The sequence below is a fragment of the Methylobacterium sp. 22177 genome, assembly GCF_052045615.1.
GTDB classification, from domain to species: Bacteria; Pseudomonadota; Alphaproteobacteria; order Rhizobiales; family Beijerinckiaceae; genus Methylobacterium; species Methylobacterium radiotolerans.
Genome location: NZ_JBQEPK010000063.1, coordinates 1 through 24,089, shown reverse-complemented (window position 1 = coordinate 24,089; position 24,089 = coordinate 1). Strand labels below are relative to the sequence as shown.

26 protein-coding genes are annotated in these 24,089 nt (G+C 72.3%); 12 read left to right on the top strand and 14 right to left on the bottom strand.

The genetic code is table 11. The features are described from left to right. The coding region (gene dxs, locus ACTJK8_RS29795) for a 1-deoxy-D-xylulose-5-phosphate synthase (protein WP_440763009.1) at positions 1-1,886 on the bottom strand (1,886 nt) is incomplete at its 3' end. Positions 1,887-2,121: 235 nt separating this feature from the next. Between dxs and ACTJK8_RS29790 the strand changes: the two genes are divergently transcribed. The 4 genes from ACTJK8_RS29790 (at position 2,122) to ettA (ending at position 5,417) form a co-directional block, all read left to right on the top strand. Next, on the top strand, positions 2,122-2,343 hold the full coding sequence (locus ACTJK8_RS29790; protein WP_043074162.1) for a hypothetical protein: 222 nt from the start codon (positions 2,122-2,124) through the stop codon (positions 2,341-2,343). Beyond that, complete coding sequence (locus ACTJK8_RS29785; RefSeq protein WP_012320401.1) at positions 2,334-3,236, top strand: DNA/RNA non-specific endonuclease; 903 nt, start codon at positions 2,334-2,336, stop codon at positions 3,234-3,236. The genes ACTJK8_RS29790 and ACTJK8_RS29785 overlap by 10 nt, the downstream gene beginning before the upstream one ends. 9 nt (positions 3,237-3,245) lie before the next feature. Next, positions 3,246-3,581, top strand: coding sequence for a hypothetical protein (locus ACTJK8_RS29780; protein ID WP_012320402.1), 336 nt, complete (start codon positions 3,246-3,248; stop codon positions 3,579-3,581). Positions 3,582-3,764: 183 nt separating this feature from the next. Continuing rightward, positions 3,765-5,417: an energy-dependent translational throttle protein EttA gene (ettA, locus tag ACTJK8_RS29775; protein ID WP_012320403.1), complete on the top strand. Its 1,653-nt coding sequence runs from the start codon at positions 3,765-3,767 to the stop codon at positions 5,415-5,417. A gap of 87 nt (positions 5,418-5,504) precedes the next feature. On the opposite strand, the gene ACTJK8_RS29770 is transcribed toward ettA, so the two are convergent. Next, on the bottom strand, positions 5,505-6,452 hold the full coding sequence (locus ACTJK8_RS29770; protein WP_012320404.1) for an NAD-dependent epimerase/dehydratase family protein: 948 nt from the start codon (positions 6,450-6,452) through the stop codon (positions 5,505-5,507). Between the two features lie 282 nt (positions 6,453-6,734). Between ACTJK8_RS29770 and ACTJK8_RS29765 the strand changes: the two genes are divergently transcribed. Next, positions 6,735-7,928, top strand: coding sequence for an OpgC family protein (locus tag ACTJK8_RS29765; RefSeq protein ID WP_440763008.1), 1,194 nt, complete (start codon positions 6,735-6,737; stop codon positions 7,926-7,928). A gap of 16 nt (positions 7,929-7,944) precedes the next feature. After that, positions 7,945-8,118, top strand: coding sequence for a DUF2256 domain-containing protein (locus tag ACTJK8_RS29760; protein ID WP_179240029.1), 174 nt, complete (start codon positions 7,945-7,947; stop codon positions 8,116-8,118). Between the two features lie 31 nt (positions 8,119-8,149). On the opposite strand, the gene ACTJK8_RS29755 is transcribed toward ACTJK8_RS29760, so the two are convergent. The 4 genes from ACTJK8_RS29755 to ACTJK8_RS29740 are packed head-to-tail and all read right to left on the bottom strand — an operon-like array spanning position 8,150 to position 10,821. Beyond that, positions 8,150-8,761: a nucleotidyltransferase family protein gene (locus tag ACTJK8_RS29755; RefSeq protein ID WP_440763007.1), complete on the bottom strand. Its 612-nt coding sequence runs from the start codon at positions 8,759-8,761 to the stop codon at positions 8,150-8,152. After that, positions 8,754-9,800, bottom strand: coding sequence for a molybdopterin-binding protein (locus ACTJK8_RS29750; protein WP_440763006.1), 1,047 nt, complete (start codon positions 9,798-9,800; stop codon positions 8,754-8,756). Before ACTJK8_RS29750 ends, ACTJK8_RS29755 begins: the two co-directional genes overlap by 8 nt. Continuing rightward, complete coding sequence (locus tag ACTJK8_RS29745) at positions 9,797-10,498, bottom strand: XdhC family protein (protein WP_012320409.1); 702 nt, start codon at positions 10,496-10,498, stop codon at positions 9,797-9,799. The genes ACTJK8_RS29750 and ACTJK8_RS29745 overlap by 4 nt, the downstream gene beginning before the upstream one ends. After that, complete coding sequence (locus ACTJK8_RS29740) at positions 10,498-10,821, bottom strand: XdhC family protein (RefSeq protein ID WP_012320410.1); 324 nt, start codon at positions 10,819-10,821, stop codon at positions 10,498-10,500. The genes ACTJK8_RS29745 and ACTJK8_RS29740 overlap by 1 nt, the downstream gene beginning before the upstream one ends. A gap of 237 nt (positions 10,822-11,058) precedes the next feature. Here ACTJK8_RS29740 and ACTJK8_RS29735 point away from each other — a divergent pair, with 237 nt between their 5' ends. Then, positions 11,059-12,453 carry an ATP-binding protein gene (locus tag ACTJK8_RS29735; RefSeq protein WP_024829298.1) on the top strand — a complete coding sequence of 465 codons (1,395 nt, stop codon included), beginning with the start codon at positions 11,059-11,061 and terminating at the stop codon, positions 12,451-12,453. Positions 12,454-12,487: 34 nt separating this feature from the next. Here ACTJK8_RS29735 and ACTJK8_RS29730 read toward each other — a convergent pair whose 3' ends face one another. After that, positions 12,488-12,793: a hypothetical protein gene (locus ACTJK8_RS29730; RefSeq protein WP_012320412.1), complete on the bottom strand. Its 306-nt coding sequence runs from the start codon at positions 12,791-12,793 to the stop codon at positions 12,488-12,490. Between the two features lie 178 nt (positions 12,794-12,971). On the opposite strand from ACTJK8_RS29730, the gene ACTJK8_RS29725 reads away from it, so the two are divergent. Next, complete coding sequence (locus ACTJK8_RS29725) at positions 12,972-13,163, top strand: hypothetical protein (protein WP_012320413.1); 192 nt, start codon at positions 12,972-12,974, stop codon at positions 13,161-13,163. Between the two features lie 23 nt (positions 13,164-13,186). After that, positions 13,187-14,368 carry a pyridoxal phosphate-dependent aminotransferase gene (locus ACTJK8_RS29720; RefSeq protein ID WP_127992615.1) on the top strand — a complete coding sequence of 394 codons (1,182 nt, stop codon included), beginning with the start codon at positions 13,187-13,189 and terminating at the stop codon, positions 14,366-14,368. A gap of 227 nt (positions 14,369-14,595) precedes the next feature. Here ACTJK8_RS29720 and ACTJK8_RS29715 read toward each other — a convergent pair whose 3' ends face one another. From ACTJK8_RS29715 to ACTJK8_RS29705, 3 genes are all read right to left on the bottom strand, one after another. After that, the gene (locus ACTJK8_RS29715) at positions 14,596-15,660 is read right to left on the bottom strand and encodes an esterase (protein WP_012320415.1); all 1,065 of its coding nucleotides are present in this window, start codon (positions 15,658-15,660) and stop codon (positions 14,596-14,598) included. A 108-nt stretch (positions 15,661-15,768) separates the two neighbouring features. Continuing rightward, the gene (locus tag ACTJK8_RS29710; RefSeq protein ID WP_127992613.1) at positions 15,769-16,281 is read right to left on the bottom strand and encodes a DUF533 domain-containing protein; all 513 of its coding nucleotides are present in this window, start codon (positions 16,279-16,281) and stop codon (positions 15,769-15,771) included. A 69-nt stretch (positions 16,282-16,350) separates the two neighbouring features. Beyond that, positions 16,351-16,692, bottom strand: coding sequence for a hypothetical protein (locus tag ACTJK8_RS29705; RefSeq protein WP_029360977.1), 342 nt, complete (start codon positions 16,690-16,692; stop codon positions 16,351-16,353). Positions 16,693-16,941: 249 nt separating this feature from the next. Here ACTJK8_RS29705 and ACTJK8_RS29700 point away from each other — a divergent pair, with 249 nt between their 5' ends. Beyond that, a complete protein-coding gene (locus ACTJK8_RS29700) occupies positions 16,942-17,826 on the top strand; it encodes a transglutaminase-like domain-containing protein (RefSeq protein WP_043074164.1) in 885 nt (294 codons plus the stop codon). A gap of 10 nt (positions 17,827-17,836) precedes the next feature. On the opposite strand, the gene ACTJK8_RS29695 is transcribed toward ACTJK8_RS29700, so the two are convergent. Further along, positions 17,837-18,865: an alpha/beta hydrolase gene (locus ACTJK8_RS29695; RefSeq protein ID WP_012320419.1), complete on the bottom strand. Its 1,029-nt coding sequence runs from the start codon at positions 18,863-18,865 to the stop codon at positions 17,837-17,839. Positions 18,866-19,055: 190 nt separating this feature from the next. Between ACTJK8_RS29695 and meaB the strand changes: the two genes are divergently transcribed. Both meaB and ACTJK8_RS29685 read left to right on the top strand, forming a co-directional pair. Then, a complete protein-coding gene (gene meaB / locus ACTJK8_RS29690; protein ID WP_012320420.1) occupies positions 19,056-20,042 on the top strand; it encodes a methylmalonyl Co-A mutase-associated GTPase MeaB in 987 nt (328 codons plus the stop codon). Positions 20,043-20,185: 143 nt separating this feature from the next. Then, positions 20,186-20,563: a CsbD family protein gene (locus ACTJK8_RS29685; RefSeq protein ID WP_012320421.1), complete on the top strand. Its 378-nt coding sequence runs from the start codon at positions 20,186-20,188 to the stop codon at positions 20,561-20,563. Positions 20,564-20,635: 72 nt separating this feature from the next. On the opposite strand, the gene ACTJK8_RS29680 is transcribed toward ACTJK8_RS29685, so the two are convergent. The 3 genes from ACTJK8_RS29680 to ACTJK8_RS29670 all read right to left on the bottom strand — a co-directional run bounded on the left by ACTJK8_RS29680 (position 20,636) and on the right by ACTJK8_RS29670 (position 23,696). Then, positions 20,636-21,421, bottom strand: coding sequence for a 3-hydroxybutyrate dehydrogenase (locus ACTJK8_RS29680; protein WP_012320422.1), 786 nt, complete (start codon positions 21,419-21,421; stop codon positions 20,636-20,638). 74 nt (positions 21,422-21,495) lie between these two features. Then, the gene (locus ACTJK8_RS29675; protein ID WP_012320423.1) at positions 21,496-23,004 is read right to left on the bottom strand and encodes a sensor histidine kinase; all 1,509 of its coding nucleotides are present in this window, start codon (positions 23,002-23,004) and stop codon (positions 21,496-21,498) included. Further along, a complete protein-coding gene (locus tag ACTJK8_RS29670) occupies positions 23,001-23,696 on the bottom strand; it encodes a response regulator transcription factor (protein WP_024829288.1) in 696 nt (231 codons plus the stop codon). The genes ACTJK8_RS29675 and ACTJK8_RS29670 overlap by 4 nt, the downstream gene beginning before the upstream one ends. Positions 23,697-24,089: the final 393 nt, after the last annotated feature.

Here is a 24,089-nt window from a genome sequence, read left to right as displayed (position 1 = left end):
GCGTACATCTTCTCCGGGCTGTCGTGGTCCTGGTAGGCGTCCGGCAGCGTCATGGTCCGCACCCGCACGCCGCCCGCGTCCAGCGCGCCGCGCTCGGCCAGCAGGTGCAGCACCATCGCGCCGAACCCGCCCCGCGAGCCCTCCTCCACCGTGATCAGCACCTCGTGGTCGCGCGCCAGATCCAGGATCAGCGCCTCGTCCAGCGGCTTGGCGAACCGCGCGTCCGCCACCGTCACCGCCACGCCCTGCTCGGCCAGCGCGTCCGCCGCCTTCAAGGCCTCCGCCAGCCGCGTGCCGAGCGACAGGAGCGCCACCCGCGCCTCCGCGTCCCGGCGCACCACCCGGCCCTTGCCGATCGCCAGGACCTCGCCCCGCTCCGGAAGCTCGACGCCCACCCCCTCGCCGCGCGGGTAGCGCAGCGCGATCGGGCCCGTGTCGTGGGCGTGGGCGGTCGCCACCATGTGCACCAGCTCGGCCTCGTCGGCCGCCGCCATCACGGTCATGTTCGGCAGGCAGCACAGGTACGCCAGGTCGAACGCGCCCGCGTGCGTCGCCCCGTCCGCGCCGACCAGGCCCGCCCGGTCCAGGCAGAACCGCACGGGCAGGTTCTGCAGCGCCACGTCGTGCACCACCTGGTCGTAGGCCCGCTGCAGGAAGGTCGAGTAGATCGCCACGAACGGCCGGTAGCCCTCGGTCGCCAGGCCGCCCGCGAACGTCACCGCGTGCTGCTCGGCGATGCCGACGTCGAAGGTCTTGTCCGGGTGCGCCTTGCCGAACAGGTCGATGCCGGTCCCGCCCGGCATGGCGGCGGTGATCGCCACGACCTTGTCGTCGGCGTCGGCCGCCTTGATCAGGCTCTCGCCGAACACCCGCGTGTAGGCCGGCGCGTTCGGCTTGGCCTTGGCCTGGATCCCTGAGACCACGTCGAACTTGACCACGCCGTGGTAGCGGTCGGCCGAGGCCTCGGCCGGCGCGTAGCCCTTGCCCTTCTGGGTGACGACGTGGAGCAGGATCGGGCCGTGCTCGGCGTCGCGGACGTTCTTGAGCACCGGCAGCAGGTGGTCGAGGTTGTGCCCGTCGACCGGGCCGACGTAGTGGAAGCCCATCTCCTCGAACATGGTGCCGCCGCCGACCACCAGCGAGCGGGCGTACTCCTCGGCCGCGGCGGCGCGCTGGTAGAGCGCCTTGGGCAGGAGCTTGCCGAGCTGCTTGGCGGTCTCGCGCAGGGACTGGTAGGCGCCGCCCGACGCCAGCCTTGCGAGGTAGGCCGACATGGCGCCGACGGGGGGCGCGATCGACATGTCGTTGTCGTTGAGGATGACGATCAGGCGCGAGTGCAGGGCGCCGGCGTTGTTGAGGGCCTCGTAGGCCATGCCGGCCGACATCGAGCCGTCGCCGATCACCGCGATGGCGTTGCGGCGCTTCTGCGCGCCGCCCTTCTGCTTGGCGGTGGCGTTGTCGAGGTCGCGGGCGACCGCCATGCCCAGCGCGGCCGAGATCGAGGTCGAGGAGTGGGCGGCGCCGAAGGGATCGTAGACGCTCTCGCTCCGCTTGGTGAAGCCCGACAGGCCGCCGCCCTGGCGCAGCGTGCGGATCCGGTCGCGGCGCTCGGTGAGGATCTTGTGCGGGTAGCACTGGTGACCGACGTCCCAGACGATGCGGTCGTCGGGGGTGTCGAACACGTGGTGCAGCGCCACCGTCAGCTCGACCACGCCCAGCCCCGAGCCGAGATGGCCGCCGGTGATCGAGACCGCGTCGATCATCTCGGCGCGCACCGCGTCCGCCACCGCCTGAAGCTCCAACTCCGGAAGACGCCGAAGCGCCGATGGAGACGGAACGCGGTCCAGCAACGCCGATTGCTCAGGGGAGAGTGCCAATGCTCGCATCCGTTCGTTCGAGTATGGCGACGGCTCCGCCGCGGGCCCTCGGCAACCGCGACGCCAGCAGCCCGGGGACGCGCGTTCATGCTAGAACCCGCCCGTCCGTCGCTGTCATGATAGTGCCAGTTACGGACGAACGGCGGCGCGATCAATGTCGGGCCGGCGTTTTTTTCGATCACGTGCCCTTAACGCCACAAGAGGCCCGCCTTTGAATCCGGCTCGTCTGTGCACAATCCTGCTCATGCTCGCGATTACGGGTAACGGCCAAGCTTACGCCCAGCCGCGGCCGCCGGACGGCAATCTCGACTTCCTCTGCAACTTCCTCGGCGACTGCCCGGCGCGGGTCTCGCCGGGCGGCCCGGACCGCGACGCCCGCCCCTTCGGCAACAGCCTCGGCCGGCCCTGCGCGTGGCGGGACCGCCCGACCCCGGAGGGCGTGCGCCGGGTCCGCGTATGCTGGTGAGGCGCCACCCGGGGCTCGCCGCCGCGGCCGTGGCCGCGGTTCTGGCCCTCGCACCGGGCGCGGTCCCGGCCCGGGCCCAGGATGCCTGCCCGGGCCTGTTCGCCGACGGGCGGACGCCGGTCCTCACGAACCCGAAGCTCGCCGTCCGCGCGGTCCCGCTGTGCTTCGAGGCCTTCGCGGTCCTGCATTCCGGCGTGACGCGCACGCCGCTCTACGCCGCCGAGCACCTCACGCGCGCCAGCGTCGCGGCCGCCCGGGCGGTGGCCCGCGACGACGCCTTCCACGAGGAGACCCGGCTGCCGGAGGATCAGCGCGCCTCGCTGGAGGATTACGTCCGCAGCGGGTTCGACCGGGGCCATCTCGCCCCGGCCGGGGACATGCCGACCCTCAGTTCCCAGGCCGAGTCGTTCAGCCTCGCCAACATCGTGCCGCAGAACCGCGTCCTGAACCGCGGGCTCTGGGCGGATATCGAGGAGAGCACCCGGCGCCTGGCCACCCGCCGCGGCGCGCTCTTCGTCGTCACCGGGGTGATCTTCGCGGGCGACGCGGTGCAGCAGATCAAGGGCGGCGTGCTCGTCCCGACGCAGCTGTTCAAGGCCGTGTACGACCCGTCCCGCGGCGAGGCGGGCGCCTACCTCGCGCGGAACGACGATTCGAAGGACTGGCGCGCCCTGTCGATCGAGGATCTCCAGCGGGAATCCGGCATCGACGTCTTCCCCGGCCTGCCGCCCGCGGCGCGGGCGACCGCGATGAGCCTGCCGGACCCCCATGCCTCCGCCCGCGCGGACGAGCGCCGGCCCCGCCACGAGCAGACGTGGCAGGAATGGCTCGAGCGCGAACTCACCCGTGCCCTGCGCAAGCTCGTCCGCGACTTCCTGCGCACGTTCTTCTGAGAGGACCCGATGCCCGAGGACAAGCGACGCGCCCGGCGCAAGGGCGAGAGCCCGGATGACAAGAGCGGGCGTGACGAGAGCCCGGCCATCGCGGGCTTCGTGCCGTTCGCGGACGAGGCCGGCGCGCGCTCCATCGGCGCCCTGTGCTTCGAGAACGGCACGGACCGGATCGCCGTGCACGGGTCGATCGACCTGACCCGCGACCGGACCGGCCTGGATCAGGCCAGACTGCTCCGGGAGACGCTGGACGCGATCGTGAAGGCCCTGGAGGGGTCCGATCTGCCGGAGGCGGTGGCGGAGGCGCCGGACGCGCCGCCGCGATCGGTCAAGAACCCGTTCGCGTGAGCGTTCCGCTCCCCGCCGAGATCCGGCCCGTCCTTGCCGCGTCCCGGCGGGCCTGATAGTCGGAGAGGGTCATTCCTATATCGTAGGGACGCGCGTCCAGGACGGGTGCTGAGGCCCGGTGCCTGACCCGTGCCGCTGGCACGATCCGCGCGGTCCCGAACAACGCGCCGAGGACGATCCGCGATGGCTCGCGAATTCATCTACCACATGCGGGGCCTGACCAAGGCCTATACCGGCGGCAAGAAGGTCCTGGATAACGTCAACCTGTCCTTCTACCCGGACGCCAAGATCGGCGTCCTGGGCATCAACGGCGCCGGCAAGTCGACGCTGCTGAAGATCATGGCGGGCATCGACAAGGAATTCACCGGCGACGGCTGGGTCGCGCAGGGCGCGCGCGTCGGCTACCTGCCCCAGGAGCCCCAGCTCGACCCGAACAAGACCGTCCGCGAGAACGTGATGGAGGGCGTCGCCGAGAAGCAGGCCATGCTCGACCGCTACAACGAGCTCGCCATGAACTACTCGGAGGAGACCGCCGACGAGATGACGGAGCTCCAGGACCGGATCGAGTCGCTGGGTCTCTGGGAACTCGATTCGAAGGTCGACCAGGCCATGGAGGCCCTGGGCTGCCCGAGCGACGAGCAGCCGGTCGCCACCCTGTCGGGCGGCGAGCGCCGCCGCATCGCGCTCTGCCGCCTGCTCCTGTGGGAGCCGGAGCTGCTGCTCCTCGACGAGCCGACCAACCACCTCGACGCCGAGACGGTGAACTGGCTGGAGGGCCACCTGCGCCAGTATCCGGGCGCGATCCTGATCGTCACCCACGACCGCTACTTCCTCGACAACGTCACCAGCTGGATCCTGGAGCTCGATCGCGGCAAGGGCATCCCGTACGAGGGCAACTACTCGGCGTGGCTGGTCCAGAAGCAGAAGCGCCTGGAGCAGGAGGGCCGCGAGGACATGGCGCGGCAGCGCTCCATCGCCCGCGAGCAGGAGTGGATCGCCGCCTCGCCGAAGGCGCGCCAGTCCAAGTCGAAGGCCCGCATCACCCGCTACGAGGAGCTGGTCGCCAAGCAGGCGCAGAAGGTCGACGCGGCCGCGCAGATCGTCATCCCGATCGACGAGCGGCTCGGCAACAACGTCATCGAGTTCGAGCACCTCAGCAAGGCGTTCGGCGACCGGCTGCTGATCGAGGACCTGTCGTTCAAGCTGCCCCCGGGCGGCATCGTCGGGGTGATCGGCCCGAACGGCGCCGGCAAGACCACCCTGTTCAAGATGATCACCGGCCAGGAGAAGCCCGACAGCGGCAAGATCGAGGTCGGCGAGACGGTGAAGCTCGGCTACGTCGACCAGTCGCGCGACGCCCTCGATCCGAACGCCACGGTCTGGCAGGAGGTCTCGGGCGGCAACGACATCATCTATTTCAACAAGCGCGAGATCAACTCGCGCGCCTACTGCGCGGCCTTCGCCTTCAAGGGGCCCGACCAGCAGAAGAAGGTGGGCACCCTCTCGGGCGGCGAGCGCAACCGGGTGCACCTCGCCCGGACCCTGAAGGGCGGCGCCAACGTGCTGCTCCTCGACGAGCCGACCAACGACCTCGACATGGAGACCCTGCGCGCCCTCGAGGACGCGCTGGAGGATTACGCCGGCTGCGCGGTCATCATCAGCCACGATCGCTGGTTCCTGAACCGCATCGCGACGCACATCCTGGCCTTCGAGGGCGACAGCCACGTCGAGTGGTTCGAGGGCAATTTCTCCGACTACGAGGCCGACAAGGTGCGCCGGCTCGGGGCGGATTCGATCATGCCGAAGAAGATCAAGTACAAGCGCTTCTCGCGCTGAGACCGGTCGCGCTCCCGAGCGCCGCCGGCGTTTCCGGAGCCGCGCGCCCGTCCGAGGGCGTCGCCGTCACCTTCGGACGGTGACAGATCACCGGAGGCGCGCCCGTGCCTCCGCCAGGATCGTCGACAGGCTCTGCGCGAGCGGGATGGTCGGCGCCCATCCGGTGGCGGTCCCGAAGGCCGCGGGGTCGCAGCCCTCGCTGCGTACCCCCGCCGGGCGGACCCGCCCGGGCGCGACGCGCAGGTCGAACCGCGCGTCCGTCAGTCCGCGCAGCGTCTCCAGGATGTCGGAGACCGGGGTGACGACCCCCGATCCCACGTTGAAGATGCCGCCGTCCGGCAGGTCGTCGATCCGCGCGATCACGCGCAGGCAGGCCGCGGTGAAGTCGGCCACGTCGAAGAAGTCGCGCCCCGCCGAGAGGTCGCCGACCTCGAGGCTCGGCGGCGCCAGCCCCCGCTCGATGCGGGCGATCTGACCGGCGAAGGAGGCGACCACGAAGGTCTCGCTCTGCCCGGCGCCGATGTAGTTCGACGGCCGCAGCACGAGATGCTTGACGCGGGCATTCGCCAGGACGTCGCGGAGGATGTACTCGCAGGCGTTCTTGGTCCGGCCCGAGATCGTGTCCGGGCGCGGCGTGACGCTCTCGTCGGGGCGCGCGCAGGCGCGGAACACCTCGCCGTAGACGACGGTGGAGCTGAGGAAGACCAGGGCCGCGCGGGTCCGCGCCACCGCCTCGGCGAGGTTGAGGGTGCCGAGCAGTTCCGCCCGCCAGGCGTAGGACGGCGTCTCGCTCGACTGGGCGACCGAGGCCAGGGCCGCGAGGTGGAACACGCAGGTCGGATCGAAGGCCGCGACCGTCTCGGCGAGGTCGCGCGCGTCGAACGGGTCGACGGTCCTCAGCGTCACGCCGTCGAGGGGCGGCGGCGGGCTCCGGTCGAGGCCGAGGATGCGGCTGCCCGGGGGCAGGTCCCGACGCAGAGCCTCGAGCAGGCGACGGCCGAGATAGTCTCCCGCTCCGGTGACGAGGACGCGCATGTCCCTTGCCCTCAACCCTGCCTCGAGCCCCGCGGTCCCCCGTCCCGGCGCGGGCGCCGGAATCCGGGATCGTCGGCCGCGTCTATACCGGGCCCCGCCTCGACGCGAGGGGGCGCGGGCGACGGCCGGCGCGGCCTGCGGATCATCGGCGCGCTCCCGCCGTTGTGCACATCCGAACACAGGCACGTGATCGGCGGGCTCCCGGGCGGCGCGCGCGCTATTGTTCCACCGCGGCCCCGGCCGCTCCGCGTCCGGACGGAGAGCGCCACGGTGATGGGCTGAGTGACGCGCCTCGACGATCTCGAACGGCCCGGCGCCGCGGCCCCGCGGGCGCTTCCCCCGCCGCCCGCCGGGGCACCGCCCGCGAAGCCCGTGCGCGACGCGCGGGTCGACGTCGTGCGCGGCCTCGCGCTCCTGACGATCTTCATCGACCACATCCCGCGCAACGCGCCGGCCCTGCTGACGCTGCACAATTTCGGGTTCTCGGACGCGGCCGAGATCTTCGTCCTGCTGGCCGGCTACTCGTCGATGATCGCCTACGGCGGGCTGTTCCGGCGGGCCGGGATCCGGACGGCGCTCACGCGCATCGCCAAGCGCTGCCTGCGCATCTACCTGTTCCAGGCCGGGCTGCTGCTCGCGACCCTGGTCATCGTCCGGATCTGGATGGACCTCACCGGCCTGACGCCGCGATTCGGCGTCGCGCCCCTGCTGCAGATGGGTCTCCTGCCGGGCCTGCTGCGCGGCCTCGCGCTGAACGCGCTGCCGAACTACCTCGACATCCTGCCGCTCTACATCCTGCTGCTGGCGCTGTTCCCGCTGGTCTACGCCGGGATGCGGCGCGGGATCTGGGGCGTGCTGGGCCTGTCGGGGGCGCTCTGGCTCGCCGCCAACGTCGACCATCAGCTGAACCTCCCGAACGCCGCGGCGGTGGACGACGGGTGGTACTTCAATCCCTTCGCGTGGCAGTTCCTGTTCGTGATCGGCGCGGCGCTCGCGGTCGCGGTCCGCGCCCATGACGGCCTGCTGCCGCGGCGCGGCTGGGCCGTGGCCGCGGCCGCCGCCTACCTCGCCTTCGCCTTCCTGCAGGGCGGGTCCTGGGCGGAGTGGGGACTTCCCGATCTCCGGCCGCTGGGGATCGGGCCGCCCGACAAGGGCCACGTCGCGCCCCTGCGCCTGATCAACATGCTGGCGCTGGCCTACCTGCTGTTCAGCACGCCCGCCGCGGCGCGCGCGAGCCGGTGGCGGGGGCTGCGCCTCGTCGACGCCTGCGGCCGGCACTCGCTGGAGATCTTCGCGGCCGGGTGCCTGGCGGCGCTGATCGGCCGCATCCTCTACCGGACCTTCGACCCCACTTGGCCGCTGCAGGTCGCGGTCAATGTCGGGGGGATCGCGGTCATGCTCGGCCTGGCGCACCTCCTGGACGCGCGCCTCCGCCGGGCCGCCGAGACCGGCCCCGACGCGCGCCGGCCCGGATAGGCCGGGAGGAGCGACGATGCCGCCGATGCGCCGCAAGGGCGATCTGCCGGAGAAGATCTGCGCCCAGTGCGGCCGCCCGTTCGCGTGGCGCAAGAAGTGGGAGCGGGTCTGGGACGAGGTCCGCTACTGCTCGGATCGGTGCCGGGCCGAGGCGAAGGCCGCCCGCGGGCGCGGCGCGGCGGGGCGCTGACCGCCCGCCGGGACGATCGGACAGCCCGCGCTCACGCGGTCCGGTCTGAAGGTCCGCCGGCCAGCGCGGCCAGCGTGTCCGGCGTGTCGACGTCGAGGGCGGTGGCCGGGTCGCCCGGGATCTCCAGCACGTCCGACCGTCCCTTCAGGAGCGGCCCGGCCCCGCGATCGCCGGCGAGGCTGGCGATGTCCGGGCCGAGGCGGCGCAGGTTGAGCAGCACCGGGTTCCCGCGCCGGCCGGCCTGAACCGGCACCACGGCCGCGGGCAGCTCCGGGGCGCCCGCGAAGGCCTCCGCGAGGCGGTCGAGATGCGCGGCGGTGACGCGCGGCATGTCGCCCAGGACGACGATGGCGGCCGCGCAGGTGGCGGGCAGCGCCGCGAGGCCGGCGCGCAGCGAGCTCGCGAGGCCGGTGCGGTAGTCCGGATTGTCGACGCGGACGAGGTCGAGCCCCGCCAGGGCGTCGCGGACCGCCTCCGCGTGCGCGCCGAGGACGGCGACCACCGGGCGCGGACGGGCGCCCAGGGCGGCCTCGGCCGCGTGGCGCACCAGGGGCTTGCCGTCGAGGCGCGCGAGCAGCTTCGGCGCGGCGCCGAACCGGCTGCCGAGGCCCGCGGCGAGCAGGACCGTGCCGATCTCAGCCATCCGCGGAGCCCGGCTCGGACTCGTCGGTCGCGGCGGCGCCGCCGGCGCGGGGCTGCGGGCGCGAGACGATCTCCATCAGCAGGCCGCCGACGCCCAGGGTGACGATGTCGGCCCGGGTCACCGGTAGGTCCGCGAGGAGCCGATGCAGGATCCAGTCGAAGCCGTTCTCCTTGGGCGAGCGGGCGCAGCCCGGCGCGCCGATCACCGGCACGGCGCCGCGGGCGCCGACGAGGAGCAGGTTGCCGGGGTCGACCGGCATGCCGAGATGGTCGACCCGGCCGCCCGCCGCCGCGATGCCGGCCGGGATGACGTCGCGCCGGTCGGCGATCGCCGAGGCGCCGAACACCACGACGAGCTCGGCCCCGGCGCGATCGATCACCTCCGCCAGGGCCACCGCCACGGACGCGCCGGCATGGGGCACCCGGGTCTCGGCGACGATCGCGGCGCCGGCGGGCGCGAGACGGTCGGCCAGCGCCCGGAGCGTCTTGTCGATCGTGGTCTCCTTGAGGCTCGGCAGGCGCGTCGAGACCACGGCCACCCGGCGGCGGCGATACGGCGTTACCGCGAGGACGTCGCCCTCCGCGGCCGCGCAGGCCCGGGCCAGCACGGCGCCCGGCACCGCGTAGGGGATGATCTTCACCGTGGCGACCATCTCGCCCTCGACCACCGGCCGGAAGCGCGGCAGCGTCGCCACCGTCACCGCCTCGTCCACGGCGTTGACCGCGTCGATCCGGGCCGGATCGAGGGTGAGCACCCCGGCCGCCTCGGCGAACAGGTTGCTGCGGCCGGTGAAGGGCGCCTCGACGCGCAGGTTCGGCCCGCGCAGGCGCGCGGCGAGGCGCGCCGCGGCGGCGTCCTCGCCGACGTCGCCGGGTTCGAGCGTCGCCGCCACGATCTCCGACAGGCCGGCCCGGGCCAGACCGGCGGCGGTCTCCTGCGCGATGACGGCGCCCTTGCGCAGGGTGATGTCGGCCCGCCGCACCGTGTGCGCGCTGATCAGCCCGGCCGATTCGGCGACCGGGACCGTCCCGAATCTCACGCGACCTCCGGACGGGGCACGCGGCGCAAGGTGGCGACGATCTCGGCGAGCACCGCCAGGGCGATCTCGGCGGGGCTCACGGCGCCGATGGGCAGGCCGATCGGCGCGTGGATCCGGCCGATCTGGGCGGGCGCGAACCCGGCCTCGGTGAGCCGCGCGACGCGCGCCGCGTGGGTCTTCCGCGAGCCGAGGGCGCCCACGTAGAAGCACTCGGCCGCCAGCGCCGCCTTCAGCGCGGGATCGTCGATCTTGGGGTCGTGGGTCAGGGCCGCCAGGGCGCAGTAGCGGTCGAGCACCGGCACGCTGGTCCCGAGGGCCGCGTCCGGCCATTCGGCGACCAGCGCGGTGCCGGGGAAGCGCTCGGGGGTCGCGAACGCGGTGCGCGGGTCGATCACCGTGAGCGCGAGGTCCAGCCCCGCCGCCATCGGCGCCATGGCCTGCGAGATGTGGACGGCGCCGACCACCACGAGCCGCACCGGCGGCACCTGCACGGTGAGGAACAGCGTCCGCCCGCCCGCCTCGACGAGGCCGCTCTTGCCGGCGGCGAGGTGCTTCGCCAGCACGTCGGCGAGGGGATCGGCGGCGATCTCGTCCTCGCGGACGAGGCGCTGCGCGCCGTCGGCGATGTCGGTGATGAGGATCGCGGCGCGGCGCGCCGCCCGCGCGTCGTTGAGCGCCGCCAGGACATCGCTGCGCATCAGTCGACCCGCTCGACGAAGACACGGATCCGGCCGCCGCAGGACAGGCCGGCGCGCCACGCGGTCTCGTCCGCGACGCCGAATTCGAGGACGCGCGGCGCGCCGGCCTCGATCACCTCGATCGCCTCGGTGATCACCGCGCCCTCGACGCAGCCGCCGGAGACGGAGCCCAGGAAATTGCCGTCGCCGTCGACGACGAGGTGGCTGCCCACCGGTCGCGGGGCCGAGCCCCAGGTCTCGATCACGGTGGCGAGGGCCACGGCGCGGCCGTCGCGCCGCCAGGATTGGGCGGCGGACAGGATGTCTGTGTCGGTGCTGAGCATGGCCTCGTGGACTTTCGGCCGGCGGGCGCCCCCCGCCCCTCACAGGTATGGCCCGCGTGCCGCCGTGCAAGTCGCCCGGGCCCACCGGGGATCGCGCGGCGCCTTGGCCGATCCCGACGCGGATGCGATAACGCACAGGCTTTCCGCGCCCGCTCGAGCCATGTCCGCCGCCGTTGAACGGATCCTCCGTCGACCGACCTGCCACCGCGCCCGCGGGACGGACGGGCGCGCGATGTCATGAACGCCCCGGATCCCGCCCTCGCCCGGGCGCTCCGGAAGGACCCGCCGCGCTCGGGCCCGCGCCGCCTGTGGAAGCGCGTCAGCCGGGCGATCGGCGACGTCCTGCCGAAGGGCCTCTACGCCCGCTCGCTGATCATCATCATCGCGCCGGTCGTCCTGCTCCAGTCGGTGATCGCCTACACCTTCATGGAGCGGCACTGGCAGCTCGTGACCAAGCGGCTGTCGGCGGCGGTGACCGCGGACGTCGCGGCGCTGATCGACATCTACGAGAGCTACCCGCAGGACAAGGACGCCGAGACCCTCTCGCGCATCGCCGGGGAGCGGCTGAACCTCGACCTCGACATCCTCAAGGGCGCCAAGCTGCCGCCCCCGGGCCCGCGGCCGTTCTTCTCGATCCTCGACGAGGCCCTGTCCGACGAGATCAAGCGCCAGATCCGCAGACCCTTCTGGATCGACACGGTCGGCCGCTCGAACCTGATCGAGATCCGCGTGGCGATCCCCGACGGGGTGATGCGCATCACCGCCCGGCGCAGCCAGGCCTACGCGTCGAACTCGCACATCTTCCTCGTGTGGATGATCGGCTCGTCGCTGGTGCTGCTCGGCGTCGCGATCCTGTTCCTGCGCAACCAGATCAAGCCGATCCTGCGGCTCGCCGCCGTGGCGGAGGGCTTCGGCAAGGGGCGGGAGATCGAGTTCCGGCCCCGCGGCGCCCGCGAGGTGCGTCAGGCCGGTCACGCCTTCATCGAGATGAAGCGGCGCATCGAGCGGGCGATGGAGCAGCGCACCACGATGCTGAACGGCGTCAGCCACGACCTGCGCACCATCCTGACCCGCTTCCGCCTGTCCCTGGCGCTGATCGAGCAGACCGAGGAGATCGAGGATCTCAGCCGCGACGTCGACGAGATGAGCCGGATGCTGGAGGGCTACCTCGCCTTCGCGCGGGGCGATTCGGCCGAGCCCGCGACCCCCACCGACATGCGCGCCCTGCTGGAGGACCTGCGGACCGACGTCGAGCGCCTCGGTGCCCACGTCTCCGCGGTCGATCTCGTCGGCGCGCCCGAGGTCACGGTCCGGCCGGGCGCCTTCCGGCGGTGCCTGTTCAATCTCGCGGCCAACGCCGTCCGCTACGGCGAGACGGTGGCGATCTCCGGCCGGCTGGAGGCCCGCGCCTTCCTCGTCTCGATCGACGATGACGGGCCCGGCATCCCGGCGGAGAGCCGCGAGGACGTGTTCAAGCCGTTCGTGCGGCTCGACGACGCCCGCCAGGATGCCGGCGGCTCCGGGCTGGGCCTGTCGATCGCCCGGGACATCGCCCGCGCCCACGGCGGCGACATAACCCTGCACGACAGCCCGCTCGGCGGCCTGCGGGCCACCGTCCGGGTTCCGGCCTGAGCCGGATCAGGCGGGCCGGATCACGGGAACCGGCTCAGGTATCGGCGGGCCGTCGCAGGCGCAGGAACTCGGCCTGCACGTTCCGGAGCAGGTGATCGATGCTCGCCTCGTCGAGGGCGGCGCCCGCCAGCCGGGCGCGCAGGCCGGCCTCGCCGTTCCAGGCGTAGCCGGCCTCGTACGGCAGGTGCCGCCGCAGGAGCGGGCTGACGACCGCCTCGCGCCGATAGGCGGGATGTCGCAGCAGCCGCCCGATATGGAGCGCCAGCGTGTCGATGCTGGGGGATCTGGGGCCCGCTCCCCCCGCTCCCTTGCCTTTCGAATCGACCGATGCCCAACGCATACGTGTCCGCCCTCCCGGAGACGCCGCTGTTGCGCGAAATGATTGCGCATCCATGAGCGTCCGGGCGCGCCGGCGAAAAACTGCAGCTTGCGGGGTCCCAACCTTCGCAGCACGATGATATGCAGGGGCGCTTTCCCAGGGCCGCGGTCAGCCGCGCGCCGGATCCCGAGTGCCGAACATGAACCCGCTCGTCCCGCTCTTCGCCCTCATCTCGCTGCCGCTCGCGGCCATCGGGCTCGTGCTCTACACCGATGAGGGCATCAATCCGGACCTGTTCTACGCCTCCGTGAAGACCTTCGTGATCCTGGGCGCGATCGCCGTGGCGATGTCGTTCGGCGCGATGAAGCTCTCCGAGCGGTCCAAGCACTGAGACCTCACCGCCCGGAGGGCGCGATGCTGCACGTGGTCCCGGCCTTCTCGCGCATCGGCGAGGAGAACGCCTTCGCGGTTCTGGCTCGGGCCCAGGCCCTCGCCGCCCAGGGGCGGGACGTGATCAATCTCGGCATCGGCCAGCCGGACATGCCCACGCCCGCCCACGTGGTCGAGGCGGGGATCAAGGCGCTGCGCGACGGCCACCACGGCTACACGCCGGCCGTCGGCATCCCGCCGCTCCGCGAGGCGGTGGCCCGCGACATCCACCGCCGCCACGGCGTCGAGGTCTCGCCGGATTCCGTGATGATCGTGCCGGGCGGCAAGGTCACCATGTTCATGGCGATCCTGATGTTCGGCGCGCCCGGGACCGAGATCCTGTATCCGGACCCCGGCTTCCCGATCTACCGCTCGATGATCGAGTTCACCGGCGCGACGCCGGTGCCGGTGCCGATCCGCGAGGCGAACGGCTTCGCCTTCTCGGCGGCCGAGACGCTGGCGCTGATCACGCCGAGGACGCGGCTGCTGATCGTCAACTCGCCCGCCAACCCCACCGGCGGCGTGACGCCGAAGACCGAGATCGACGCCCTGGTGAAGGGCCTCGCCGAGCACCCCGACGTCGCGGTGCTGTCGGACGAGATCTACGGCACCATGACCTACGACGGCGAGACCCACCACTCGCTGCTGACCTATCCCGAGATCCGCGACCGGCTGGTCTACCTCGACGGCGCGTCCAAGACCTACGCGATGACCGGCTGGCGGCTCGGCTGGTCGGTCTGGCCGAAGCCGCTCTACGACGCGGCGCGCAAGCTCGCGGTCAACGCGCATTCCTGCGTCAACGCGGCGACCCAGTGGGCCGGCATCGCGGCGCTCGACGGCCCGCAGGCTTGCGTGTCCGAGATGGTGGCCGAGTTCGACCGGCGCCGGGCGATCGTGGTCGACGGGCTGAACGCCCTGCCGGACGTCTCCTGCATCGCGCCCAAGGGCGCGTTCTACGCCTTCCCGAACATCGCCCGGACCGGCTGGAAGGCGAAGGCCCTGGCCTCGGCCCTCCTGGAAGAGACGGGCGTGGCCGTGATCGGCGGTCCGGATTTCGGCGTCCACGGCGAGGGCTACCTCCGCCTGTCCTACGCCAACTCGGCCGAGAACATCCGGCGGGCTCTGGAGCGGATGGGCGCGTTCCTCGGCGAGCGGAAGCCGGGCTGAGCGGACGCCCCGTCACCCACCTCGGCCGGGCCATCAGAACCTGTCCCGGTCGACGGTAACGGCGCCGCCGTCCCCGCGAGCGCGGCGCAGCGATCCAGCCGGCGCGACGACCGCCGAGGCCGAGCCGCCCTGGGTCACTTCGCTGCGCGCGTGATGACGCCGGCGGGTGTGGCGACCGCAGCGCTCGGACGGACACAGGTGTAAACGGCGCGCCCGATCGGCCCGCCTCAGGACTTGCCGGGCGCCCGCTTGTCGATCCAGCCGACCAGCCAGTCGGCGATGTCGAGGCTGTTCTTGTCCTGCATCAGCATGTGCGAATTGCCGTGGATGCCGATCTCCGGCAGCAGGATCAGTTCCGCCTTGCCGCCCGCGGCGTTCGCCGCCGCCACGAAGCTGCGGCACTGCTTGAGCCGCGGCGCCCAGCGGGGCGAGGCGTCGACGTAGTCGCCGAACAGGACGAGGATCGGCAGGTCCTTGTAGGGCGCGAGGTCGTCCTTCGCCGGGTCCGGGCAGGCGGCCGGCTCGATCGCCACGATGGCGCGCAGGCCGGTCCGGTCGAGGGCGGCGGTCTGGAACGGGTAGATCCCCGATTGCGAGTGCGAGATCAGCACCGCGCCCTTGAGCCGCTTGGCGAGCTCCGACAGGGCCGGCACGGTCGGGTTCGGCACCGGCAGGGCGGCCGACCAGTCGGGAACCATCTGCTTCCAGAACTCGCCCTGGGCCTCCAGGGGGAACTGCATGCCGGGGAACACCTTCGGGTATTCCGGCCCGAACCGGAAGATCGCCCAGGCCGGCTCGCGGCCGGCCGAGAAGACGGCCGGCAGGGAATTCGGGTCGGCCCGCCCCGTCTTCACGGCGTTGATCTGGGCCGGGCTCGCCGCCGAGCGGCCGCGCCAGGCCTGATCGATCACGTAGGTCGGGAAGCCGCGCCGGACGAGGTACTCGTCCCAGCCCATGCGCCCGTCGGGCGTCGTCTCCCAGGTTTTGCCGGTGAGGCAGCAGCCGTGGATCAGGACCAGCGGCGGCCGTCCGGCGTTCACCGGGATCTGATAGCGGACATAGATCTGGTCGACGCTGATCGTGCCCGACGGCGCGTAGGCCGGCAGCGTCGAGAGCGTGTCGGACTGGACGTCGCGACCGCCGACGAAGAAGCTGCCCTGCTCGGCGATCGTCAGCGGGCCGGGGGCCGGGTCGGCCGCGCGCGCGGAGCCGCCGGCGATCAGCACGGCTGCGACCAGCGCGCAGGCCCGCCGCCGGGCGCGCCCGAGCGCGGGCACTGACAGTCCTGCCATGAAATGTCCCGTCCTCCCGCGGACGGATCGCCCGGACCCGTCGTCGCGGGGAAGCCTAGCACGAAGCTCGGCCGCCGTGGAGGATCCACCCATCGGACAGGTTGCCGCTCAGGCCGCGATGTCGCGCTCGACCCGCTCGGTCGTCTCCGCGGGCAGGTCGAGGGCCTCGGCCAGCATCTTCAGGAACTGACGCTCCTGGAGCGTGTCGGGATCGATCGCGAGCCGCGCCGCCGCGAAGATCCGCGCCGCCGCGTCCGGACTCGCGACCCGCTCGGCGATCGTGTCGACGTCGGCGGGATCCGCGAGTTCGCGGTCGAGCCAGGACCGGCCATCGGGATCGAGGCCCGCCTCCGCCACGGCCGCGTCGAGGCGCTTGCGCTCCGCGGCGTCGACCATCCCGTCGGCCGTCGTGGCCGCCACCATGGCCCGCAGCATCAGCCGGGCCTCGTCCTCGGCGACCTGCGTGAAGTCCGGCCCGCCGGCCTCGGGCGGCGCCGCCCCGCGCAGTGCCCGGTAGGCGAGGCTGCCGATCAGCGCCAGCCCGCCGAGGGCGGCACCGGCGGCGAGGCCGCCGCGCCTCGAACGCACCAGCGCGTCGACGATCCGTCTGCTGTCAGCCATGCCGTCCTCCCGGGATCCGATCCAGATCGGATCGGAAACCACCCGGGAGGCGCTCGGGTTCAGCCGCGCTCAGGCGTCGGCCTCATCCTCGTCCTCGTCCTCGTCGATATCCACGAGGAAGACGATGTCGGCCTCGTCCTCGTCGTCCGACTCGGACCCGGTGTGGCGCGGATCCTCGACGAAGTCGCCCTCGCCGTCGTCCTCGGCGAGCGCGTCCTCGAAGATCTCGACCTCGTCCTCGGTGGCGGCCCGGACCTTGAGCGCCGACGTGCCGTTCCAGAGCGGCTTCCCGCCGGTCGTCATGGTCCGGATGTCTTCCTTGAAGCCGTCACAGGTGAAGAGGTCCTTGGCGGACGCCTCGTCGCTGTTGATCACCGCAACGGCGGTGCCGTCGATCTCGAGCGTGAACATGGCCGGCATCCCTCTCGTAACCGTCCTCAGGCGCCCCCGCTCGGCGGGCCGGCGCACGGGTGCGACGTGCTGCCCCGGGAAGAAGCGCCTCGGCTTCGTCCGGTGGCGATGAGCGTCGCGCGGGGATGCTGTAGGGGTGAAGCGGACGGCCGCCAAGCCCGTCGCGGCCCCACCCGCACGATTCGGCGCGGCACGGCTCCTGCGCGCATCGCCGCGGACACGGTCTCGAACACGAAGGATCACCCGCGCATGCGGATCAGGCTCGGCTGCGAGATGCGCTACGCCTTCCCCTACCCGGTGCCCATGGTGGTGATGCTCAACGTGCATCCCTCCAGGGCGGCCGCCCTGGAGGCGCCCGACGCGCTCCGGACCGATCCGCCCGTCCCGGTGACGATCTATCGCGACGGCTTCGGCAACCTGTGCGGCCGCCTGACCGCGCCCGCCGGCAACTTCACCATCGGGACCGACGCCGCGATCCGCGACAGCGGCGTGCCCGATCCGGTCCACCCGGAGGCCGCGCAGCACGCGATCGAGGAGCTGCCGCCCGAGACGATCGTGTTCCTGCTCCCCAGCCGCTACTGCGAGTCCGACCTCCTGGCCGACGAGGCGTGGCGTCTCTTCGGCCATACCGAGCCGGGCTGGGCCCGGGTGCAGGCGGTCTGCGACTTCGTCCACGCCCACATCGCGTTCGGCTACGAGTTCGCCCACCGCGACCGCACGGCCATGGACGCCTACGCGGGCGGGCGCGGCGTCTGCCGGGACTTCACCCACCTGGCGGTCGCGTTCTGCCGCGCCCTCAACGTCCCGACCCGGTACTGCACCGGCTACATCAGCTTCATCGGCGAGCCCGAGCCGCACCCGGCGGGCGACTTCGCGGCCTGGATGGAGGTCTATCTCGGTGGAGGCTGGCACGTGTTCGACCCGCGCAACAACAGCCCGCGGATCGGCCGCGTCATGGTCGCGTACGGCCGCGACGCCGCGGACGTGCCGCTGACCCACACGTTCGGACCCAATCCCCTCGTGGGCTTCCGGGTCTGGGCCGACCGGATCGACCACCTCGACGCGTCCGGCGACGCGCCGGTAATGCCGGAGGAACCCCTGCCGCCGCAGAGCATGGCGACCCGGACGGGGTGAGCGCCGCGCGTCAGACGCCGGCGCCGCGGGCGATGGCGCGCTTGACCACCCCCTGCACGTCCGGGTTCGAGAGGAACAGGTCGTGGTTGATCAGGCCGCCGCCGTAATCGGAGGCGTCGGCGACGCGGACGCCGAGGGCCTCGAGCTTGGCGCGGTCGGCCGCGCCGGCGCGCACGCCCCCCGCCAGCGCCGCCGAGAGTTCGAGCGCCCGGTCGTTGGTGGAGGAGATCACCGTGATCTTCGAGACGTCGGGCCCGAGGCGGGCGACGCCGTTGGAGAACAGGTCGAAATCGATGTCGGGCGCGGCCAGCACCACGGCACCGATCCGCGACATCGCCGCCTCGCCGGCCTCGGCGCGGAGCATGCGCAGGGTCTCGAGGGTGAGGAGCGTGCCCATGGAGTGCGCGACGATGTTGATGCGGCCGCCGCTGGGCGAGGCGGCGAGCGCCTTCAGCAGGTCCTCGAACGCGTCGCGCGACCAGAGGGCGCTCTCGCGATCGTAATTGTAATCGAGGGTCGCGGCCGCCGACGGCCACGTGAACAGGCCGGAGACGCCGCGGAACCGGATCCCGTCCGAGAGCCGGGCAGCGCTGACGGCGGCGGATTCGAACGATTCGCGGTAGCCGTGGACGTAGATCAGCACGTCGCGCCCGAGGGCAGCCTGGGAAAAGGCCTCGGCGGCGCCCGGGCCGGACTCGGATTTCGGAACTGCGCCGATGGTCCAGTCGCCGGTGATGACGGACGAGACCTTGCCGAGCAGCGAGCGGTCGGGCGGCGACAGGCGCACCTCGGCGAAGCTCAGGCCGCGGCCGCGGTCGCTGCTGAAGTACGGCGGTCGGGGCGGATTGCCCACGGGCTTGCGGGTCGTGGCGACCAGCAGCACCGGCATGACGTCGAGGGCCGACTGCTTCTCGGGCAGGGCCGCGCCGGTGCCGAGGTCGTCGGTGACGCAGGCACCGAGCGACGGGGCGAGACCCGCGGCGCCCGCGAGGGCTCCGAAGCGGAGAAGGACGCGGCGTGAGACGATCTGGCTCGACATGATCCGGTGACGCTCGGGCGGGTCGTCTTCCGTTGCCCAGGATCGTGACCATCGCGGGGCACGATCGCCGCATCGCGGCGTGAATAGCGGGCACGGCCGGGCTTGTGGTGGGCGGGACACAGCCGGCCCATCCCCCGGCCCCGGTACTCTCCCCCTCGACGGCGGCCGTCGCCGCGGCCATGAAGGGATCATGACGCCGTCCATCGACATCGAGAGTCTCCGGGAGCGCCTGCTGCGCGGCGACCGCGCCGCTCTGGCCCGCGCCATCACGCTGGCCGAGTCCAAGCGCGCCGATCACCGGGCGCTGGCGGCGAGCCTGATCGACTCGGTCCTGCCCGAGACCGGCCGGGCGATCCGCGTCGGCATCACCGGCGTACCCGGCGTCGGCAAGTCGACCACCATCGACGCCCTCGGCTCGAACCTGACGGAGGCCGGTCACAAGGTGGCGGTGCTCGCGGTCGACCCGTCGTCCTCGCGGACCGGCGGCTCGATCTTGGGCGACAAGACCCGGATGGCGCGGCTGTCGCACGATCCCGGAGCCTTCATCCGTCCCTCCCCGTCCTCCGGCACGCTCGGCGGCGTCGCGGCCAAGACCCGCGAGACCATGCTGCTCTGCGAGGCGGCGGGCTTCGACGTGATCCTCGTCGAGACGGTCGGCGTCGGCCAGTCGGAAACGGCCGTGGCCGACCTCACCGACTTCTTCCTCGTGCTGATGCTGCCCGGGGCGGGCGACGAGTTGCAGGGCATCAAGAAGGGCATTCTCGAACTCGCCGACATGATCGCCGTCAACAAGGCCGATGCGGGCGAGGCCGAGCAGCGCGCCAACGCGGCGGCCTCGGAGTACCGGGCGGCGCTGCACATCCTGACCCCGGCCTCCGCCACCTGGACGCCGCCGGTGGTCACGATCTCGGGCTTCCACAACCTGCGGCTCGACGCCCTGTGGGCGAAGATCGTCGATCACCGGGAGAAGCTCACGGCGACCGGCGAGATCCAGGCGAAGCGCCGGACTCAGGACGTGAAGTGGATGTGGGCGCTGGTCGACGAGCGCCTGCACCAGCGTCTCGTCGGCTCCCCGGAAGTTCGCCGCCGCACGGCCGAGGCCGAGGCCGGCGTCGCCCGGGGCGAGACCTCCCCGGCCGCCGGCGCGGCGGCCATCGCCGAGTTGATCGGGCTCTGACCGTTCCGCGGCCGCGATCGCGGGGCGAGACGCACAATTTCGTGGCGGGCGGGGGCACAAACGCCGTCTCGCGCGTTCGGTGGACGACGGCTTATCGAGCGGCGCCCCTGTCGCGGCGCCGCGCTCACGTCCAGGAGAGTGCCATGGTTGATACGGATCGGATCGTCGGCGGCGCCAAGGAGGCCGTCGGCAAGGTTCAGGGCTCGGCCGGTGATTTCGTGGGCTCCAACCGCGACTCGGTCGAGGGACGTTTCCGCGAGGCCCAGGGCCAGGCTCAGAACGTCTACGGCCAGGTGAAGGACAAGGCCCGTGACATCGCCGACCGGGCCGGTGACTACGCGAGCGACGCCTACGAGCGCGCTGGCGACGTGGCGGGGGACGTCTACGAGCGAAGCGGTTCGTACCTGCGCGACGGGCGCACCGCCGTCGGCGCCCGGGTGGAGGAGAACCCCTTGGTCGCGCTGCTGATCGCGGGCGCGGTCGGCTACGGCCTCGCCCTGCTGGTCCACGGTCGCCGCTGACCGGGAGCGGCCCCGCCCGGATTCGGGCGGGGCCTTGGCGGCGACCGGGCCCGGCCGCCGCGGCCGGTCGCGCTACTGCGCGGTCCAGCCACCGTCCATGCTGATATTGGCGCCCGTGATCTGGCTCGCCGCGTCGGAGCACAGGAACACCGCCAGCGCGGCCACCTGGTCGACGGTGACGAACTCCTTGGTCGGCTGCGCCTTCAGCATCACGTCCTCGATCACCTGCTCCTTGGTGAGGCCGCGGGCCTTCATCGTGTCGGGGATCTGCGCCTCCACCAGAGGCGTCCAGACGTAGCCCGGCGAGATGCAGTTCACCGTGATCCTGTGCGGGGCGAGTTCCAGCGCCGCCGTCTTGCTCAGACCCGCGATCCCGTGCTTGGCCGCCACGTAGGCCGACTTGAACGGCGAGGCCACCAGAGAGTGGGCCGAGGCCGTGTTGATGATCCGCCCCCAACCCCGCGCCTTCATCCCGGGAATCGCCGCGTGCATCGTGTGGAAGGCCGAGGACAGGTTGATCGCGATGATCTGCTCCCACTTCTCCGCGGGAAACTCCTCGATCGGCGATACGAACTGGATGCCGGCGTTGTTGACCAGCACGTCGACCGCCCCGAAGGTCTCCTCCGCCTCGCGCACCATGGCGGCGATCGCATCGGGCTCGCTCATGTCGGCGGCCGAGTACCGGGCCTTGACCCCGTAGGTGCTCTCGATCCCCGCCCGGGCCTCCTCGACGGCCTGCGCGTCCCCGAAGCCGTTGAGCACGATGTTGGCCCCCTCGGCCGCGAGGGCGCGCGCGATGGCGAGCCCGATGCCGCTGGTCGAGCCGGTCACGAGGGCGGTCTTGGTCTTGAGGGTCATGGGGCCTCCTGGAACGCGGGCGCGCCGCCGCTCGGACGCGGTCACGGCCGGGCGACGGTGGGACAGGTCGCGACCTAAGTAGCGCGGGACAGGGAGTCCGGCACAGGGTCGCCCGATGGCGGAGCGGGCAGGATGTCACCGGCCGCCGGCTGCGCCTGCGCCGAGGCCGGAAACTCGATCTCGACCCGCAGCCCGGGGCCGTTGTCGGCGAGCCGCAGGGTCCCGTGATGCAGGCGCACCACGGCGTTGACGAGGCTGAGGCCCAGACCGAAGCCGGGTCGCGACCGGGCATCCTCCAGGCGCACGAAGCGTCCGAGCACGCGGGCCCGGTCCGTCTCGGGAATGCCCGGGCCGTGATCGGAGACGGCGAGTCGGACCGTGCCCGCCTCGCGCCACGCGTCCAGGGTCACGCGGGCTTCCGCTCCGGCGGAGACGGCCCCGTACTTCAGGGCGTTGTCGATCAGGTTGGCCAGGGCCTGACCGATGAGTTCGCGGTTGCCGGCGATGATCAGGTCGTCCTGCGCGGTCACCGTGAGGGTCAGGCCCTGGTCCTCGGCGAGCGCCTCGTACAATTCGCCGACGCCCCGCACCGCTTGTCCGATATCCAGCGGGACGAGGATCTCCCGGGCGCTTCCGGCCTCGAGCCGCGCGATCATCAGGAGCGCGTTGAACACCCGGATCAGCCCGTCGCCCTCGTCGATCACGGCTTCCAGCGCCGCGCGCAGTTCCTCCTGCGTCGAGGCCCGGCGCAGGGCCTCGTCGGCGCGGTTGCGCAGGCGGGTCAGCGGCGTCTTCAGGTCATGCGCGATGTTGTCGGAGACCTCCCGCATGCCGCGCATCAGTTCGCCGATCCGCTCCAGCATCTGGTTGAGGCTGGACGCGAGGCGGTCGAGTTCGTCGCCGTTCCCGGCCACGTGGAGCCGGCCGTCGAGGTCGCCCGCCATGATCGCCCGCGTAGTCTGTGTCATGGCATCGACCCGGCGCAGGACACGGCTCGCCGCGAGCCAGCCGCCGATCACCCCGAGGAGCACGACCGCGGCCAGCGACGTGACGAAGGCGCGTCCGATCACCGCCCGCAGGCGGTCGCGCTCCTCGGTGTCGCGCCCGACGAGCAGGCGGAACCCGCCCGGCAGCGTGAAGACCCGCACGATCGCCTGATGCGCCTCGGAATCCGCGTCGTTGCGGCCGTAGCGCGTCTCGCTCTGGCCGGGCGTCGCCAGCACGGCGGCGGGCACGTAGCCGACGTTGCCGACGACATGGTCGCCGCCCGCCGTGGTCACCAGGTAGAGGGACGCGCCGGGCTCCCGCGAGCGCCGCTCCACCACGGAGATCAGCCGCCGCAGGCCGCCGGCATTGTACTGCTCCGACAGGCCGTTGATCTCTGCGTCGATCGTCGAGACGATCTGGTCGTCGAGCACCGCGCGGGCGTTCCACGCGACGTAGCCGAGCGCCAGGAACGCGCAGAGGGCGAAGATCGCCAGGTAGGCCAGCGACAGCTTGAACGCGGTGGTGCGGAACAGCTTCTGGAACCGCGCCCCCGCGGTCTCGCGGGCGACCGGCGCCTCGGTCCCGACGTCGCTCACCCGGCCGCACCGTCGTCGAAGCGCAGCACGTAGCCGGCCCCCCGGACCGTGTGGATGATCGGCGACGGGAAGCCCTTGTCGAGCTTGCTGCGCAGGCGCGAGACGTGGACGTCGATGACGTTGGTCTGCGGGTCGAAGTGGTAGTCCCACACGTGCTCGAGCAGCATGGTGCGCGTCACAACCTGTCCGGCGTGACGCATCAGGTACTCGAGGAGGCGGAACTCGCGCGGCTGCAGCGGGATCTCGCGGCCGGCCCGGGTCACCCGATGCGACAGGCGGTCGAGCTCCAGGTCGCCGATCCGGTAGCGCGTCTCCTCCGCGGCGCCGGATCCGGCCTGTCGCCGGGCCAGCGCCTCGGTCCGTGCCAGGAGCTCGGAGAACGCGTAGGGCTTCGGCAGGTAGTCGTCGCCGCCGGCGCGCAGCCCCTTCACCCGGTCGTCGACCTGCCCCAGCGCGGACAGGATCAGGGTCGGCGTCGCGACGTTCTGCTCGCGCAGCGACCGGATCAGCGACAGGCCGTCGAGCTTCGGCAGCATCCTGTCGACGATCAGCACGTCGTAGTCGCCCTCGCGGGCGAGCGCGTACCCGTCGAGACCATCATGCGCGCTGTCGGCGACGTGTCCGGTCTCGCGGAACGCCTTGACGAGATAGGCCGCCGCCTCCCGGTCGTCCTCGATGATGAGCAGTCGCATGGCCCCGTTCCATAGCGCGCCGCGCGGGTCGGGGGAACGTATCTCCATCAACATGGTCAAGCCGCTCCCCTCCCCTCTCGGGACGAACGGGCCGAGGCCGCGGACCTCGACCCGTCCCGAAGCGGGGCGCGGACGACTCGGAGGGCGCGAGATCCGTCACCGGCTTCGTCCGCGCGGGCGATGGGCCGCGCGCGGTCCGAGGATGATGGTGCGGGAGCGGTTACCGGAGGTTCGCGGGAAGATGACTTCGCGGTAAGGCGGCCGCATATCGCGAGCCGACAGCAAAACGCCGACAGGCCGCTCTCGGAGAGAGCGGCCTGTCGGCGTCGCGGATCGTGGTGAGGGAATGTTGGTGGACTGCGTTGTGCGGGTCTGGCGGCGACCGACTCTCCC